This window comes from Aquidulcibacter paucihalophilus (genome assembly GCF_002105465.1).
In the GTDB taxonomy this organism is placed as follows: Bacteria; Pseudomonadota; Alphaproteobacteria; order Caulobacterales; family Aquidulcibacteraceae; genus Aquidulcibacter; species Aquidulcibacter paucihalophilus.
The window spans coordinates 75,841-91,211 of sequence record NZ_NCSQ01000072.1 but is presented as its reverse complement, the minus strand read 5'-3'; the positions used below and the strand labels follow the sequence as shown (position 1 = coordinate 91,211).

At 55.9% G+C, this 15,371-nt stretch carries 15 protein-coding genes; 7 read left to right on the top strand and 8 right to left on the bottom strand.

Annotation, left to right across the window (positions count from 1 at the left end; all coding sequences use genetic code 11):
• Window positions 1–4: 4 nt before the first annotated feature.
• A complete protein-coding gene (ygfZ, locus tag B7364_RS06520) occupies window positions 5–844 on the top strand; it encodes a CAF17-like 4Fe-4S cluster assembly/insertion protein YgfZ (RefSeq protein ID WP_085339157.1) in 840 nt (279 codons plus the stop codon).
• Here ygfZ and B7364_RS06515 read toward each other — a convergent pair.
• The 3 genes from B7364_RS06515 to B7364_RS06505 form a co-directional block, all read right to left on the bottom strand.
• On the bottom strand, window positions 841–1,767 hold the full coding sequence (locus tag B7364_RS06515) for an AEC family transporter (RefSeq protein ID WP_085339155.1): 927 nt from the start codon (window positions 1,765–1,767) through the stop codon (window positions 841–843). The two genes, ygfZ and B7364_RS06515, sit on opposite strands and share 4 nt — an antisense overlap.
• A gap of 40 nt (window positions 1,768–1,807) precedes the next feature.
• Complete coding sequence (locus tag B7364_RS06510; RefSeq protein WP_085339211.1) at window positions 1,808–2,608, bottom strand: enoyl-CoA hydratase/isomerase; 801 nt, start codon at window positions 2,606–2,608, stop codon at window positions 1,808–1,810.
• A 120-nt stretch (window positions 2,609–2,728) separates the two neighbouring features.
• Window positions 2,729–3,343 (bottom strand): TetR/AcrR family transcriptional regulator, encoded by a 615-nt coding sequence (locus B7364_RS06505; protein ID WP_157893545.1) that lies wholly within the window; start codon window positions 3,341–3,343, stop codon window positions 2,729–2,731.
• 46 nt (window positions 3,344–3,389) lie between these two features.
• Between B7364_RS06505 and B7364_RS06500 the strand changes: the two genes are divergently transcribed.
• Both B7364_RS06500 and B7364_RS06495 read left to right on the top strand, forming a co-directional pair.
• Window positions 3,390–4,424: an SDR family oxidoreductase gene (locus B7364_RS06500; protein ID WP_085339152.1), complete on the top strand. Its 1,035-nt coding sequence runs from the start codon at window positions 3,390–3,392 to the stop codon at window positions 4,422–4,424.
• Window positions 4,425–4,461: 37 nt separating this feature from the next.
• Window positions 4,462–5,610 carry an L-dopachrome tautomerase-related protein gene (locus B7364_RS06495; protein ID WP_085339150.1) on the top strand — a complete coding sequence of 383 codons (1,149 nt, stop codon included), beginning with the start codon at window positions 4,462–4,464 and terminating at the stop codon, window positions 5,608–5,610.
• A gap of 13 nt (window positions 5,611–5,623) precedes the next feature.
• On the opposite strand, the gene B7364_RS06490 is transcribed toward B7364_RS06495, so the two are convergent.
• The 3 genes from B7364_RS06490 to B7364_RS06480 all read right to left on the bottom strand — a co-directional run bounded on the left by B7364_RS06490 (window position 5,624) and on the right by B7364_RS06480 (window position 8,289).
• Complete coding sequence (locus B7364_RS06490) at window positions 5,624–6,202, bottom strand: transglycosylase SLT domain-containing protein (protein WP_085339148.1); 579 nt, start codon at window positions 6,200–6,202, stop codon at window positions 5,624–5,626.
• Between the two features lie 273 nt (window positions 6,203–6,475).
• Window positions 6,476–7,885 carry a type I glutamate--ammonia ligase gene (gene glnA / locus B7364_RS06485; protein ID WP_085339147.1) on the bottom strand — a complete coding sequence of 470 codons (1,410 nt, stop codon included), beginning with the start codon at window positions 7,883–7,885 and terminating at the stop codon, window positions 6,476–6,478.
• Between the two features lie 65 nt (window positions 7,886–7,950).
• Window positions 7,951–8,289 (bottom strand): P-II family nitrogen regulator, encoded by a 339-nt coding sequence (locus B7364_RS06480; protein ID WP_085339145.1) that lies wholly within the window; start codon window positions 8,287–8,289, stop codon window positions 7,951–7,953.
• Window positions 8,290–8,544: 255 nt separating this feature from the next.
• On the opposite strand from B7364_RS06480, the gene B7364_RS06475 reads away from it, so the two are divergent.
• Both B7364_RS06475 and B7364_RS06470 read left to right on the top strand, forming a co-directional pair.
• Entirely contained in the window at window positions 8,545–10,098 is a 1,554-nt protein-coding gene (locus tag B7364_RS06475) for an acetyl-CoA acetyltransferase (protein ID WP_232780828.1), read from the top strand.
• Between the two features lie 281 nt (window positions 10,099–10,379).
• The gene (locus B7364_RS06470; protein ID WP_157893544.1) at window positions 10,380–11,276 is read left to right on the top strand and encodes a hypothetical protein; all 897 of its coding nucleotides are present in this window, start codon (window positions 10,380–10,382) and stop codon (window positions 11,274–11,276) included.
• Window positions 11,277–11,298: 22 nt separating this feature from the next.
• Here B7364_RS06470 and B7364_RS06465 read toward each other — a convergent pair whose 3' ends face one another.
• Window positions 11,299–12,456, bottom strand: coding sequence for an acyltransferase family protein (locus B7364_RS06465; RefSeq protein WP_085339140.1), 1,158 nt, complete (start codon window positions 12,454–12,456; stop codon window positions 11,299–11,301).
• A complete protein-coding gene (locus B7364_RS06460; RefSeq protein ID WP_085339138.1) occupies window positions 12,453–13,529 on the bottom strand; it encodes a glycoside hydrolase family 5 protein in 1,077 nt (358 codons plus the stop codon). Before B7364_RS06460 ends, B7364_RS06465 begins: the two co-directional genes overlap by 4 nt.
• 318 nt (window positions 13,530–13,847) lie before the next feature.
• Between B7364_RS06460 and B7364_RS06455 the strand changes: the two genes are divergently transcribed.
• Both B7364_RS06455 and B7364_RS06450 read left to right on the top strand, forming a co-directional pair.
• Window positions 13,848–14,534 carry a class I SAM-dependent methyltransferase gene (locus tag B7364_RS06455; RefSeq protein ID WP_085339136.1) on the top strand — a complete coding sequence of 229 codons (687 nt, stop codon included), beginning with the start codon at window positions 13,848–13,850 and terminating at the stop codon, window positions 14,532–14,534.
• Window positions 14,535–14,654: 120 nt separating this feature from the next.
• Window positions 14,655–15,359, top strand: coding sequence for a CoA transferase subunit A (locus tag B7364_RS06450; RefSeq protein ID WP_106407575.1), 705 nt, complete (start codon window positions 14,655–14,657; stop codon window positions 15,357–15,359).
• The last annotated feature ends 12 nt before the right edge of the window (window positions 15,360–15,371 follow it).

The following is a 15,371-nucleotide window of genomic DNA, read 5'->3' as shown; positions in this document are numbered from 1 at the left end:
GGCGATGGCTGATTTTGTTTCCTTTTCCAAGCGCGGTCTTGTGTGCGTAGCAGGCCCAGATGCTGTAACCCTGTTGAACGGGCTTTTGACCCAAAATGTGGAAGCCGCAGGGCCGGAGGCTTGCGTCTATGCGGCTATGCTGACCCCGCAAGGCAAGTTCTTGTTTGAGCTATTTATTCTAGCACCTGAGGCGGGCACTTACTGGATTGATGTGTCTGACCCGGCCGCTTTTGCGAAGCGCTTGAGTCTCTATCGTTTGCGTTCAAAGGTGACCATTGAGGACAAAAGTGCCGGCTATGTCGTCGGCGCTGTGTGGAATGGGGAATCTTTGCCAAAGTCGGCCTTGTCCTATCCTGACCCTCGTCATGCGAACCTAGCCCGGCGCTTTATTGCCCCACGGGCTGAACTGAACTTAGGCGATGAAGCCGCTGCCTTTGCGACCTACGAGCACGAGCGCTTCGGTCTCGGCGTGCCAGACCTTGCGGCAGACCTTTTGGTTGAAAAGGACTTTATCCTTGAAGGTCTGATGGATGAAATGGGCGGGGTCGATTTTCATAAGGGCTGCTATGTCGGCCAAGAAATGACCAGCCGGATGAAGCGACGCACCACGGTTAAAACCAAGCTCTGCCGCATCGGTTTTGACGGGCCCACGCCAGCTTTTGAAACCCCAATTTTAGCTGATGGGTGGGAAGTGGGCCGGATGCGCAGCGCCGGTGAAGGGGTTGGCCTCGCGCTTATCCGCTTTGATCGCGCGCACAAAGCGTTGGCAGAAGGCCACGCGCTGCAGGCAGGGGATCAGGTCATTAGGCTTGATCCACCCAGCTGGATGCATGTGCCTGCCTAAACAGCCAAACTGGCCGCTAAGCTCAAGGTCACAACCGACACGCAGGTAGTCAGAAACACCGCGCGCGCGGCTGTATCGCCCCAGACTTCGGCCTGCTGGGCTTGGATAAACACATTCACCGCGCTGGGGCAGGCGGCCAGGATCGTCGCAGCTATAGCAAGGTCACGCGGTGCGCCAATCAGGGCCATGCCACCTGCCATCATGAGAGGCAGCGCGATGCATTTAACCGCCACGACTAAGTCCAAATCGCGGCGCGACTGGGTCTGGGCGGGGGGTAGGCTGGTTGCCATCACAATCCCTAGTGCGACAAGTCCTGCGGGGCTTGCTGCGGCCCCCAGCATGTCTAGCGGCCGAATCAAAGCTGGGGGAATCTGCAAACCCGTGAGCGCGATCAGAAGACCAATGAGGGCCCCCATGCTGACTGGATTGGTAAGCCCACCCAGCATGGCGCGGCGCGCCGATTTCGGGTCTGGCGCGGGCTTGGCCAAATAGAGTCCCGCAACGCCGAAGCCGACAATCAGGACATTTTCCAAGGCAACGAAGGCCGCCGCCATGGCTAGAACCTCTGGCCCGAATAGGCTGGCGAGGATTGCCGTACCCAAAAAGGCTGTATTGCCACTGGAGGCCGCAAAGCCCACACCGGCCTGACTGACTTTTGATAACCCAAAACCGAGGCCTGCAATGCGGGCCAACAAATGGCCTGCCAGCAAAACCCCTACCCAAACCAAGAGGACAGAGCCATGTGAGAGGTTGGGCACCGGCGCTTTGGCCATGGAAGTCAAAAGCAGGGACGGGAAGGCGAGCCAAAATACAAAGCGCGACAGACCCGATGCGGTCGCCCCGTCAAACAAACCAGCCTTTGCCCCAGCCCAGCCAAGCGCAACAAGGCCAAAGATCGGCAAAGTGATCCATAAGACGTCCACGCACGGTCCTCTGATCGTCTGGCTTGTTGCGGTCGCTCGCCTATCGTCCGGTGAATTGCGCCACTTGTTTGGACAAGAAGGCCATCACACCAATGCGGAAATCCTTCGTGCGTCCAGCCTCGCGCTGCAAGTTGCGCTCTAAGGCCAATTGCGAATTCCAGTCATTGTCCAAACTTGCCCACGCGGCTTTGCGGATCATGGAGAGTGTCTTGGTCGGCCCGCTGGCAAGACTATGGGCGAGGGCTTTTGCCTCATCCATCAACCTATCGGCTGGGGTCACGCGGTTGATCAGGCCCCATTCAAGGGCTTGGGCGGCGGGGATTTTCTCACCCAGCAGCATCATTTCCATCGCACGGGCGCGGCCCACCGCACGCGCCAGCATATAGGTGGAGCCGCCATCGGGAACGAGACCAATGCGGCGGAAGGCTTGCAGGAAATACGCGTTCTCCGAGGCCAGAATGATGTCGCCCAAGAGCGCAAACGAACAACCAATGCCTGCTGCCGCGCCATTAATGGCGGTCACCACAGGCACGGGTAAGTCCCGGATCGTCGTCACCAGCGGATTATAAATACTTTCAAGTGCAGCCCCGGCGTCCAGTTGTTCAGGGTCTTGTGCGCCATTCATGTTAGAGGCGGTAGACCCTAAATTGGCCCCAGAACAAAATCCTCGACCCGTACCGGTCAGGATAATCGCGCGCGCCTCGCCAGCGGCGCGTTCAAACGCACGCGTCATGTCTTGGGCCATATCAAGGCCGCAAGCATTCATGGTTGCAGGGTCATTGAGCGTCAGGATGGCAACATCGCCATCGCGTTCATACAAGACTTTTGTACCCTCAGACATGGTCATCTCCCAAAGCTTAAGCTGTTCTCTGGCAGCTTTCATCCAAACCCTAGTCTGGATTGGAGACGGAGGGAAGGAGGTCGCCTTAGGGCAACCAATGTAAAAGTTGCGCGGGCCGATTTATCGTCTTTGGGCAACCATTGCCGAGACCAGCGCGCGAATATCTTCTGCCAAATGCTCGGCACTCATGGCTTCTGCTGCAATGCCATTGGCCGCTGCAAACAAGATCCGAGCGGCTTGCGAGGCGGCATCGGGCGCGTGGCCCACTTGGGTCAAAACGTCAGCAAGCCGATCCTGAATGTCGCGGTCGATTGCCGCGAAGAAGGCGGCTGCATGGGCATCCTTGGCGTGGAACAAATCTGCCGCATGGGCCGAACAGCGCACCAAATGATAGACAATGCTTTGTTTGGCAATCAGCGCGTCAGCCACACGGTCCGAGACCGCCCCGTCTTGGGCAAGGGCTGCTTCAGCTGCGTGTTTCAAGCGGTCCGCCAGATGTGCCGCAACCGCGGTAAAGACCGCTTCCTTATCGCGGAAATAGCCATACAGGGTTACTTTTGACATGCCCGCAGCCTCAGCAATGGCCTCCATCGAGGTGCCGCGAAAGCCGTGGCTAGCAAAAACGGCTTCAGCCGCTTGAACCACTTTTAGGCGCCGAGCTACCCGAACCGGGCTGATTGACTCTGCTGACAGCTCTTTCGTCTCGAGCGCTTGCAAAACTGAACGATTTATCATATTTATGTTCATATCGTAAGTTTATTGGCCTGCCAAGAGGAGGCACATGATGGTGGAACGGGTTTTGGTAAGCGGTGCGAATGGCTTCATTGCCAGCCACAGCATTGCCCAACTGTTAGAACAGGGCAAGCAGGTCGTCGGCACGGTGCGCAATCCCAAGGATGCGGCTCGGACGGCGCATGTACGTGCGCTAAAAGGTGCCGCAGAAAGGCTGACCCTGGTGGCCGCCGATCTAACCGCCGCCGATCCCTTCTCGGCCTTTATGGATGTTGACGCGGTGCTGCATATGGCGAGCCCCTATGTTTTGACAGTCCAAGACGCGCAAAAGGACTTGGTTGACCCCGCTGTGCAAGGCACGGTGTCGATGTTGCAGGCGGCGGCAAAGTCGCCACGGGTCAAAAGGGTTGTGCTGACCTCCTCCATGGCTGCCATTACCGATGAACCAGATGGGCGCAGTCTGACGGAGGCGGATTGGAACGAAAAATCGAGCCTAACCCGCAATGCTTATTATTACTCCAAAACCATGGCCGAGCGCGCGGCTTGGGACTTTATGGAACGAGAAAAGCCAAGCTTTGACTTGATCGTTATCAATCCCTTCATGGTGATTGGTCCGGCGCTGTCATCCGAGGTCAATACTTCAAACCAGATTTTGGTGGATGTCGCCAAGGGCGTCTATCCAGCCATTTTGGCATTGGAATGGGGCTTTGTGGATGTCCGCGATGTGGCTGACGCCCATGTTCGTGCCCTTTCGGCCCCGGGTGCCAAAGGCCGCTATATTTGCGCAGCGGGCAATCGGAACATGGCCCAAGTGGTGGCATTGATCCGCAAAGCCGGTGCTGCCAGCGGCAAGCTGCCCAGCCTTAACTTAGCCCACGGGCTGGGCACCGGCTTGATGACTTTGGCCTCCTACGCCCAACCTGCAGGGGTTGGGTCTTATTTGCGCACCCATCTGGGCCGCGTGCCCCGCTTTAGCCATGCCAAGATCCAAGCAGACTTAGGTCTCACGTTCCGCGATGTCGATCAAACCATCATCGACACGGTCCAAGACTTGATCCGGCTGGGGCATATGCCCGCTGCTTAAGGGCGAAGGCGAATTGGCAATGTGTTAGGAGGCGGAAATGGTGAGAAAGCTTCTGTGGGGTGCGGCCAGTTTCTTTGCTCTACTTGGTGGGTTTTTGGCTTGGTTTTATCTCACTTATGGCGGGGTTGGCCAGCGCTTCCCAAAGCTGGCTGATGCCAAACCCGTGCAACAAGCTGAGTTGATCGCCACCTTATCAGAGCCTCCCGGCAATATTGCTGTATCGAAAGAGGGGCGGATTTTCTTCACCTATCACGCCGAAAGCCATCCCGACATCAAAGTGCTTGAATGGGTGAATGGGAAAGCTGTGCCCTATCCAAGTCTGCAGATGCAAACACCAAACCCAGACAAGCCGTCCTATGGTGCGGTGTTTAACCTGCGGATTGATTCCAAGAACCGCCTGTGGAGTATTGATCATGGCCAACATGGTCTATTCGGGGCGCGGCTTGTTGCGGTCGATCTGGCGACCAATCAGCCGATCCAACACATCAAACTGCCCAAGTCGGTCGCAGGGGTGGGGTCTTATGTGCAGGATATGCAGATTGATCCAAGTGCCACACTGATTTTCATCGCTGATATTGGCGTGTTTAATGGTCGTCCAGGACTGATCATCGTGGACACAGAAACCGGCAAAGCGCGGCGCGTCTTGGACCGTCATCCCGCCATGATGGCAGAGCCCTATGCAGTCTATGCGCAGGGCCGGCATATGCAGCCCTTGGGCAATAGCCTCTTTTGGTTTCACCCAGCCTTTGACCCCATCGCGCTCGACCGGGCAGGGGAGTGGCTCTATCTCGGGCCGATGTCGGGCAAAACCTTGTCGCGGGTTAAGGTTTCAGACCTACTGAACGGTGACTTGTCGGAAGCTGAATTGGCCAAGCGGGTCGAATTCTATGCCAATCGCCCACAAGCCGATGGGCTGACGATAGATCGGGAAAACACGATTTATCTGACCGGCATTGAGGATGGGATCATCTGGAAGCTCGACGCCAATAAAAGGCTGACCGCTTTGGCCGGGCACCCGAAAATGCGCTGGCCTGATGGTCTCAGTTTTGGGCCAGACAATTATATCTATGTGGCCGATAGCAATATTCCCGACGTGATGATGAAGTCAAAGGACCATATCGCCAAGTCTGGCCCCTTTTACCTGTTCCGCTTTAAAGCCGATGGAACCGCTCCTGCGGGGCAATAAGGGCACCCAAGGCCTAGTTACTCGCCAACTTCTGCATTTGACGGGCCTCGCAGCGACGCAATTGGCCATCATAAATGGCGGCTTGGCTACTGACCCGGCTTGCCACTTCTCCCAGCCACGGCTTGGACGCAAACGTGCGACGCTGAAAGCCGGTTGGGCCTTCATGATAGGCCAGATAGAGATTGCGGGTATCGGATTTTGAAAGCCCTGTCCGGCGTGAGATCTGGTCAATATACCAGCCAATGAAGTCCGCAGAATCGCCGAAATTCTTGCGCTTAGCCCCACCGCGCGCCCGCTCATAATCGGCCCAAGTCCCGTCTAGGGCTTGCGAATAGCCATAAGCGCTCGACAACAAGCGCCCATTGCGATCCTTCGGCCGCGCATCGCGGCGGAAGCTGCTTTCTTGGCGAATAAAGGCAAGGATTATACCAGGCGAGACTTGCCAGTCGCGGGCAGCATCAAACACATGGTCTTCCCAACGGCTCTTCTCATCAAGGATGGCGCAGGCATCTGCAATGTTGGAAGGAGGCGCAGAGGAGGCACAGCCCGCCAAAATCACGGCGGTACAGGCAAAAAGAATGTGTTTCTTCATTCCAATCCCTCCCTCAGGCCCCAAGGCTACCATGGGTAGATTGGCAGAAACTGGTTACAAAACCAAAAACGAGAAAAAAGAAGCGAAGATTAGCATAACGCACAGAGCTAATCTTCACTTCAAAGGGCGGATCGGTTGGCGCCACAAAAGGAGACTGGGCACCATTGCAGCAAGTCAATCCCAGATTATTTAAAATTGTATGAATTGACTTAGGACTGCTGAAAGCAAAAAAGCCCGGCAGAGCCGGGCTTTCCGCTTAAGCTGAAGATCAGCTTACATCTTGTAATACATGTCGAATTCGACAGGGTGTGGGTGCATGTTCAAACGCTCACACTCTTCGCGCTTGAGTTCGATATAAGCGTCGATCATGTCGTCATCGAACACGCCGCCCTTTTTCAAGAAGTCGCGGTCGGCGCTCAAGGAGTCGAGGGCTTCGTCCAAGGACTTAGCGACGGTTGGCACGCCTTCCAATTCTTCTGGTGGCAAGGAATAGAGGTCCTTGTCGAATGGGTCGCCTGGGTGGATCTTGTTTTCAATCCCATCCAAGCCCGCCATCAGCAGGGCTGCGAAGGTCAGATACATATTGCCAATTGGATCTGGGAAGCGGGCTTCCAAGCGCTTGGCTTTTGGCGAGGTGGTGTAAGGAATGCGGATCGAAGCCGAGCGGTTGCGGGCCGAATAGGCCAGCATGACGGGGGCTTCATAGCCGGGTACCAAACGCTTGTAGGAATTGGTCGAGGAGTTCGAGAAGGCATTGATCGCACGGGCGTGCTTGATGATGCCGCCGATGTAATACAAGCAATTCTCAGACAGATCGGCATATTGGTCGCCCGCAAACAGAGGCTTGCCGCCTTTCCAGATCGACTGGTGTACGTGCATCCCGCTGCCATTGTCCTTGAAGTATGGCTTGGGCATGAAGGTCGCTGACTTGCCATAAGCGGCCGCGACATTCTGGATCACATATTTGTAGAGGTTCATATAGTCGGCCATTTTGGTCAAAGTTTGGAACTTCAAACCAAGCTCATGTTGAGCGGGGGCCACTTCGTGGTGATGCTTCTCAGGCTCAAGACCCAATTCTTTCATCACTTGCAGCATTTCACCGCGCAGGTCTTGTGCGGAATCGATTGGGCCTACCGGGAAATAGCCGCCCTTTGGACCGGGGCGATGACCCATATTGCCGCCTTCATAGACCTTGCCGGTGTTGTAAGGCAGTTCGGTCGAGTCAAAGCTATAGCCGGTGTTGTTGGGGTCGGTGTTCCAACGCACATCGTCAAAGACAAAGAATTCAGCTTCTGGCCCGAAATAGGCGGTGTCACCCACGCCGCTTGACTTCAGATAGGATTCAGCGCGCTTGCCGATGCCGCGTGGGCAGCGGTTATAGGACTTCAACGTGCCGGGCACGACCACGTCGCAGACGATCGCAAGGGTGGTTTGCTGGTAGAAGGGGTCCAAGGTCACGCTGTCGGGATCTGGCAGCATGATCATGTCGGAATCATTGATGGCTTTCCAGCCCGCAATCGACGAACCGTCAAAAGCCACGCCTTCTTCCAACAGGTCGATATCAACCATGTCGACATCAAAGGTCACGTGCTGCATCTTGCCGCGCGGATCGGTGAACCGAAAATCTACATATTGGACTTCATCGTCCTTGATCTGCTGCATGACCTTGTCAAACTTCGACATCGGTTCTCTCCTGAAAAGCCAGTTGGGTTGTATGTTCAGTCAATAGAGTTTCTGAAGGCAGGCGGTTAAACCGCGTTGATCCCAGATTCCCCCGTTCGAATGCGCACGACATGACTGATGTCGGACACAAAGATTTTCCCGTCACCGATACGACCGGTGCGCGCGGCATTGGTAATGGCCTCAACGGCCGCGTCAACTTGATCATCGCCCACGACGACTTCAAGCTTCAGCTTCGGCAAGAAGTCGACGACATATTCTGCCCCGCGATAGAGTTCAGTATGCCCCTTTTGCCGGCCAAAGCCCTTGGCTTCAACCACAGTCATGCCTTGAAGACCCAAGTCCTGAAGCGCTTCTTTGACTTCGTCGAGCTTGAACGGCTTGATAATCGCTTCGATCTTTTTCATAAAATCCGCCTGCTAGTGTGATGCCGCGAGCGCCTTGGGTGAGGCAAATGAGACCCGTACGTGAGTTCTGCGTTGGGCATAGTCCCTTCAGCGAAAGGGCGCGACCTCGGCACCTGCCGCTGTAGGCTGCTTGCCACACATTGCCTAGACGATAGGCACACTTTGATGCTTTTTTAGGCGCCTCGACTTAGCGACAAAATGGTCCTATCTGCGTGTCCCAGACGAACAAACAACAAGAGATGCAGGGAGCTTAAGTTGATCAATCCAAACACGCCTGTCCTGATTGGCGGGGGCCAATTCACCTATCGCGGTGCCCCGGAAGCTTGTCCGCCCCCGATTGGCTTGTGCGCGCGCGCCGCCGAAGCAGCCGTGGCTGATTCAGGCCTAAACCGCGAGGTTTTAAGCCAAATTGATGGATTGGCTGTGGTTGGCTTTACGATTGATGCCGGTGGTAATCTAAGCCGGATGCCGATTCCCAAAGCGAAGAACCCGCCTAAGGCGCTCGCCAAGGCGTTAGGGGCGGCCCCTGCGTGGCAAACCTATACACATGTCGGCGGCAATACCCCGCAAGCCTTAGTCAATGAAGCCGCCGAACGGATTGCTAAAGGTGACAACAAGTTGGTTCTCTTGGCGGGCGCTGAGTTTTTAGGCTCCATGATGAAGCTAGTCCAAGCTGGCAATTTTGGCCCGCTTGCAGCCTATCAAGTCGAGGATGAGGAAGCCCCGGCCATGTTTGGCGATGGCCGAGACGGGTGTTCGCCCTATGAAGCGCGGCACGGGCTAGAGTTTCCCACCAATGTCTATCCGATGTTTGAGAATGCCTATCGGGCAAAATTGGGCCGCAGCCTAGAGGCTCATGCAAGCGCCATGGGGGCCTTGTTTGCGCCTTTCACCGAAGTGGCGGCGCAAAACCCCTATGCCTGGTTTCCCCAAGCCCAAACGGCAGAAGCTTTGGTGACGCCCGGTGCCAGCAACCGCATGGTGGGCTTTCCATATCCCAAGCGCCTCAATGCCATTATCCAAGTCGACCAATCAGCAGCGGTCCTGCTGGCAAGCTATGCCCATGCCAAGAGCCTTGGTGTGGCCGATGCACAGATGGTCTTCCTGCACGGCTGTGCCGATACGATTGAAAAATGGAATGTGCTTGACCGGGTTGATTACCATTCCAGCCCTGCCATGCGGGTCGGTGTGCGCGAAGCGTTCGCGATGGCAGGTAAAACCTTGGCCGACATGGCCTTCTTTGACCTCTATTCCTGCTTTCCAGTGGCGGTCGAACTTGCGGCCCAAGAAATGGGCCTTGCGACAGATGATCCACGCGGGCTGACTTTGACCGGCGGCTTGCCCTATTTTGGTGGGCCTGGAAACAATTATTCCATGCATGGCATTGTTGAGATGATCCATCGCTGCCGCAAAGAACCGAGGGCTTTTGGTTTCTTAAATGCCAATGGCTGGTTCCTCACCAAGCACGCTTTTGGGATTTATTCGTGTCAGCCAACAACAGGCGCGTGGTCGCGGCCTTCCAAGACGGCCTATCAGGGTGAAATCGACGCCATGGCTTCACCTGAGGTGACCGAGACCCCTGTCGGGGCTGCCACGATTGAAACCTATACGGTGATCCATGCCCGCGAAGGCCTGCGCATGGGCATTGTGATTGGGCGCGACGAAGCTGGGCGGCGCTTTGTTGCCAATACACCTAAAGGCGATACGGCGATAATGGCGGATCTGGAAAGCCGCGAGGGCGTCGGGCGCAAGGGGTGGGTCGTCCAGGATGGCGCGCGCAATATCTTCACGCCGCAAGAATTTTTGTGAAGCGAGGGTCGGTCGCGATTCTGTTCAGCTTGCGTTCAATCAGGCCCCGTTAGAACCGATGTGTGGCCCACGTTAGACCATCCCGTCCCTCGCGTTTGACGTGAACCATTGCTTCACACGGAGCATTCCCTGCGGCCCCAATAGAGCAATCTATTGGGGCCTTTTCCTTTTTGGGGCAGGCTCAACAAGGCCTGTTCACGCTAAGTTGATCCAATTGACGATATTATCTTCGGTGATAACCTGCCTGTATTGATTTGAATTTTGCACAGGGTGGGTTTGCCGTGGCACATTTGATGTCCAAGAAGGCGCTTGGATTGGTCTTAATCGCTTTGGCATGCCAACTTCCATTCAAGGTTGCCTATGCACAGACGAGTGGGGCCGAACTTGCTTCAGCTGGTCAAGCCTATCGCATGGCTTCGACGGAAAACCGTGCCATGTCTGCCCAAACCTTGCGGCGCGCCTTAGCTCGCCATTCAGACGCCCCGGCTGCAATCAAGGCTGAAGCCAATTTCTTGCTGGGTGACTTCGCGCTGCGTGATGGGAAAAAGGACTTGGCCTTGAAGCACGCCAATCAAGGCTTGAAACTTCTCGAGGGGCTTGAGCCGACTTTTGCCCCAGATGTACGAGCATTTGGGGCTCGGGTGAAAACGCAGGCGCTTTTGGCCAAGCAGAACCGACTTGAAGCTTTCACCCTCATTCTTGATGCCCGCTTGGCCTATGGCGCGCCCAAGTTGGGGCCAGATGGTGCGTGGGACAAGGTTTGGGACGACCTCTATTTATGGCAGCAAATTGCACACACAGAGCTGCGTGGGGGCGACCGGGCAAAGGCGGATGTGCTTTTGGCCACTCGTGGGGCTGAAATAGCTCAGATAAGCCAAACCAACGGCCAGTGCGACTTTCAGCATGAGCCTTTGAGAGTGGTCAATTGGGAGAGCAATAGGCCTAATTATCCAATCGTGCCGCATTTCGCCAACCAAACAGGTGGGGTGCTTTTTAGGCTGTCTGTCGATCGTCAAGGTCGCGTAACCAAAGCTGAGACCACCGCCTTTAGCCCGTCGGAGGACTTCGCAATCATGACTGAGCGTGTCGCGACGAATTGGATTGTGACGGGGCGTAGGTTGGACCAAGCAGCATGCGCAAGTGGCCGTCCATCCTTTACCATCTTCCAATTGTTCTGATCCGCCTAAAGAGTGGCGTCGCCTAGGCCGTTGCCAACGTCTCAACCGGCTTGCCACCAAAGCGCTTGCGCAGGCCAAAGAGGGGGCGTTCGACAGCGTAATAGCTGGCGCAGGCACAGGCAAAGCTCAAAGCAACAGCGATCACCATGCCCAAGGGCGACAAGCGCTCAAGGCTATTGGCATCGCCTAGCATGACTTGGCGCACAATCCAGATAATCGGTACGTGCCAGAGATAGAGCGAGTAAGAGAGCCGCCCGATCCAGCGCATTGGCTTCACCTCCAAGAGGTCGATTGAAAAGCGCAGGGAGCGCAGCGCATAGAGGTTTAAGACCAGAAGGAACAGGGCGGCCCCTTGGATTGAATAGCGCAAGGTCTCACGGAAAACCTCGTCGCGATACACCAAAGTCCCAAGTATCGCAGCCAAAGCCAGAATGACCCAGTGCCAGCCAACCAGCCAAGCCAGACGGGCCTTGGTACGGGGTGCGCCGTCGAGCAGGATGGCGAGCAAACAGCCCCAAGCAATATTCTCAAGGCGGCTGTCGGTGGTGTAATAGGTGTGCTCATGGGGTAGGCCGAGACCTAAAACCGCATAAGCCCGCCAGATAGCGCAAACCACAATGCTGATCACAATCAGGCGCACGCGCGCCTGATGGGTCTTGCCAAATAAGGCGAGTGCGGCCGGGAAGAGGAGGTAGAAATGCTCTTCCACCGCCAAAGACCACAAATGGCCCCACGGAATGGTCCGCTCGGACCAGCCAAACCATTCGCGGACCACATCGTAATAATTAATGAAATAAAAGACCGCCGCCAAAACATGGCCCGCGTCCACCTTCACCCCAAATGGGACCAGCATCAGCCAAGAGCCGAGTAAAAACACCAAGAGGGCAGGGGCCAAGCGCAGGAAACGACGCAGATAAAAGCCGGGCAAGTCAATCGCGCCAGCCTGCTGGTTCTGTTCGGCCACCAGAATACGGGTAATCAGAAAGCCCGAGACGAAGAAGAAAACCGTAACGCCAAGGCCACCCGGTATCAGATTTTCGAACCCCACATGGGCAATCACCACAATCAGAATTGAGATTGCCCGCAAGCCATCCAAACCCGGCATATAGCCACCGTCGGCTTTAAACGGGATGGCACCAGTAAAACTGCGTTCTTGCCGGATAGGGGAAGTCTCGCTCACTTGGGCCTCAACTGCAGTGCTTCAAGCAAGGGGGCGTGCCACTGCTCGACCGAGCGGTCATAGGTGTCAAACCCGCCGGTGAAGTTGAAATAGCAGGCAGGCATTTTGATTTCCTTAAAGGCGCTGGTCATGGCGCGCGTCCAATCCGCCCGCAGACGCATGGGAACTTCCACGCCCACCCCATATTCGCCCAAAAGCACTGGAGCCTTAATCCGCTCGCGGAAGGCTGCAATTTGGGCCAAATCCCTTTGAAGCTCGCGCGTCTCACCCGGTCTGGGCCACATACGCCCCGCTGGAGGGGGATCGTCCATCCAGCTTGCGCCTGAATGGGTAAATTCAAACGGCTGATAATAATGCACCGTGCCAACGACATAGGGGTCGTCAGGCAATTCTAAATTGTCTATCCCGCCGATATTGCCCCAGTTATCGCCCGCAAAGATCACGGTTCGGGTGGGGTTGGTTTTGCGGATGACAGTTAGAACTTCGGCTTGGACCTGATTGACGCGCGGGCCGGAAAACGCCTCTTGGGGCTCATTAATGATCTCAAACATCACTTTGGCCGGCGTGTTTTGATAACGCGCCGCAATTTGCGCCCACAGCGCGACAAGGCGGCGCTCATGCACATCGGGATTTTCAAATAACTCAGTATAGTGGCAGAGGTTCAAGATAATGGTCAGATCATTGCGAAGGGCCCAGCGCACCACTTCATCAATCCGGGCGATAAAGGTCGGGTCCAATGTATAGGGGGCTTGTTCCATCGCGTGGGCGGAAAATTTGATGGGCACGCGAATGGTATCAAAGCCTGCCGCGCGGATGGTTTTGAAGTCACGCTCGCGGATCTTATAGCCCCAATCGCCTTCGTTCGGGGCTTCCAGCGCGCCGGCCACATTGATGCAGCGCTCAACCGGGAAGGGCGCGCGGGGCAGTTGCGTCGACACCTGTGTCCGCGTCGGGACTTTGGTGGCCTGCCACACACCTTGCGCGACAGCGACCCCAACGCCAGAGCCGATCAAAACCGTCCCCAAAGCGCAAACCAGACCTGATTTGCGGCAGAATGATCGCAAGCGTTCCATGTTAGGCCTTCCTGATACGTCGCGGGCGTTGGTGCAAAGCGTGTGCCGCCGCACTTAAATACAAATGCATTTAGAGATGTTTCTCAAAATAGATTTGCAAGTGTGTCCTTGTTTCGCTGGAAAATACCAGACTAAACCTGCAAAGGCGAAGCTTTAATCGATCAATATTCGCCATGGCCAAAAACATGCATGTTATGTGTTCTTTTACAAAGGGTCGCTACAAGCGGGGCTCAATCCTGCGCGGCAATTGCTTCGATTTTGGGCCCCATTCGGTGGGGCTGATTTGAGGGCAGGCGCGCTCCTTTTTGGATACAGATCTTGATCAAGTCGTTCTTGCATTCCATCTCCGCCAAAGCCCGTGCCCGCCGTGGGGAGCAATTTTTGACGATGATGGGCGTTGAACCGCACCATCGGATTCTGGATTTGGGCGGCGGCAATGGCAGCCATTTTCACGCCATTGCGCCCCATCACAAAAACGTCCTGATCGCCGATCATTGGGCACCGGACCTTGAGCAGGCCAAGGCCAATTATGGCTATGAGACCATGCTGCTGGACGGCTCGAAAGAGGCTTTGCCATTTGACGATCGCGCGTTTGATATCGTCTTCTGCTCGTCGGTCATCGAACATGTGACCGGGCCAAAGCAGGCCATGTTGGACATGGATGACAATAAGGCCTTTGACGCCACGGCCATCGTGCACCAACAGCGCTTTGCCGATGAATTACGCCGCATCACCGACGGCTATTTCGTTCAGACGCCAAATGTCGATTTCCCACTCGAACAGCATTCGATGTTGCCCCAGCCCATTATCTTTCTGCCGCGCCCCTTACAGCGCCGTTTGATGAAGACTGTCGGCAAATTCTGGGTATCCAATGTCCAGCCAGATTGGCGCTTGCTGAATGAGGCCGACATGAAAGGCTTCTTCCCGGACGCCGAACTGGTGTTGGAAAAGGTTGCGGGCTTTACCAAGTCGATCACGGCTGTGCGCAAGCGCTCTGGCCAATAAGGGCCGCTTTGGGCCGATCCATAGGCCCTACACAAGAATTGCCACCCCTTCTGTCGCTTAGCGCTCGACAAAGCGTCTAGCCTTGCTAAACACGGGCGACGAAACCCGAAGGGCGTGACAGTGACCACCATTTATCCCAATGCGGCAGCCGCACTCGAAGGCCTCACCTTCGACGGCATGACCGTAATGTCCGGCGGCTTTGGCTTGTGCGGCATTCCTGAAAACCTGATCCTCGCGCTGCGCGACAGCGGCGTGAAGGGCATTAGCGTGATCTCCAACAATGCCGGGGTTGACGGCTTTGGCTTGGGTCTGTTGCTGGAAACCAAGCAGATCGCCAAAATGATCTCGTCCTATGTCGGCGAGAATAAAGAGTTTGAGCGCCAATATCTCTCAGGTGAGCTGCAGCTCGAGTTCAACCCCCAAGGCACGCTGGCAGAGCGTATTCGCGCCGGTGGGGCCGGGATCCCGGGCTTTTACACCAAGACCGGCGTCGGCACGAAAATCGCTGAAGGCAAAGAGCATAAGGATTTCGATGGCGAGACCTATATTCTCGAGACCGGTCTCAAAGCCGATGTGTCGCTGGTGAAAGCTTGGAAGGCCGATACGGCGGGCAATCTGATCTACCGCAAAACCGCCCGCAACTTTAACCCGATGATGGCCACGGCTGGCAAAATCTGCGTGGCGGAAGTGGAAGAGATTGTGCCTGTCGGCAGCCTAGACCCCGACCACATCCATACGCCCGGCATTTATGTGAAGCGCTTGGTACAAGGCAGCTTTGAAAAACGCATCGAACAGCGCACCGTGACCAAGAGGAATGCTGTCTGATGCCCAAGGCAT

Excerpts from the sequence above, each read along its gene's own strand:
- B7364_RS06505 (WP_157893545.1), bottom strand. The coding sequence starts at position 3,343 with ATGATAAATCGTTCAGTTTTGCAAGCGCTCGAGACGAAAGAGCTGTCA.
- ygfZ (WP_085339157.1), top strand. The coding sequence starts at position 5 with ATGGCTGATTTTGTTTCCTTTTCCAAGCGCGGTCTTGTGTGCGTAGCA.
- B7364_RS06490 (WP_085339148.1), bottom strand. The coding sequence starts at position 6,202 with ATGAAGAAACACATTCTTTTTGCCTGTACCGCCGTGATTTTGGCGGGC.
- B7364_RS06510 (WP_085339211.1), bottom strand. The coding sequence starts at position 2,608 with ATGTCTGAGGGTACAAAAGTCTTGTATGAACGCGATGGCGATGTTGCC.
- B7364_RS06500 (WP_085339152.1), top strand. The coding sequence starts at position 3,390 with ATGATGGTGGAACGGGTTTTGGTAAGCGGTGCGAATGGCTTCATTGCC.
- B7364_RS06480 (WP_085339145.1), bottom strand. The coding sequence starts at position 8,289 with ATGAAAAAGATCGAAGCGATTATCAAGCCGTTCAAGCTCGACGAAGTC.
- B7364_RS06495 (WP_085339150.1), top strand. The coding sequence starts at position 4,462 with ATGGTGAGAAAGCTTCTGTGGGGTGCGGCCAGTTTCTTTGCTCTACTT.
- B7364_RS06460 (WP_085339138.1), bottom strand. The coding sequence starts at position 13,529 with ATGGAACGCTTGCGATCATTCTGCCGCAAATCAGGTCTGGTTTGCGCT.
- glnA (WP_085339147.1), bottom strand. The coding sequence starts at position 7,885 with ATGTCGAAGTTTGACAAGGTCATGCAGCAGATCAAGGACGATGAAGTC.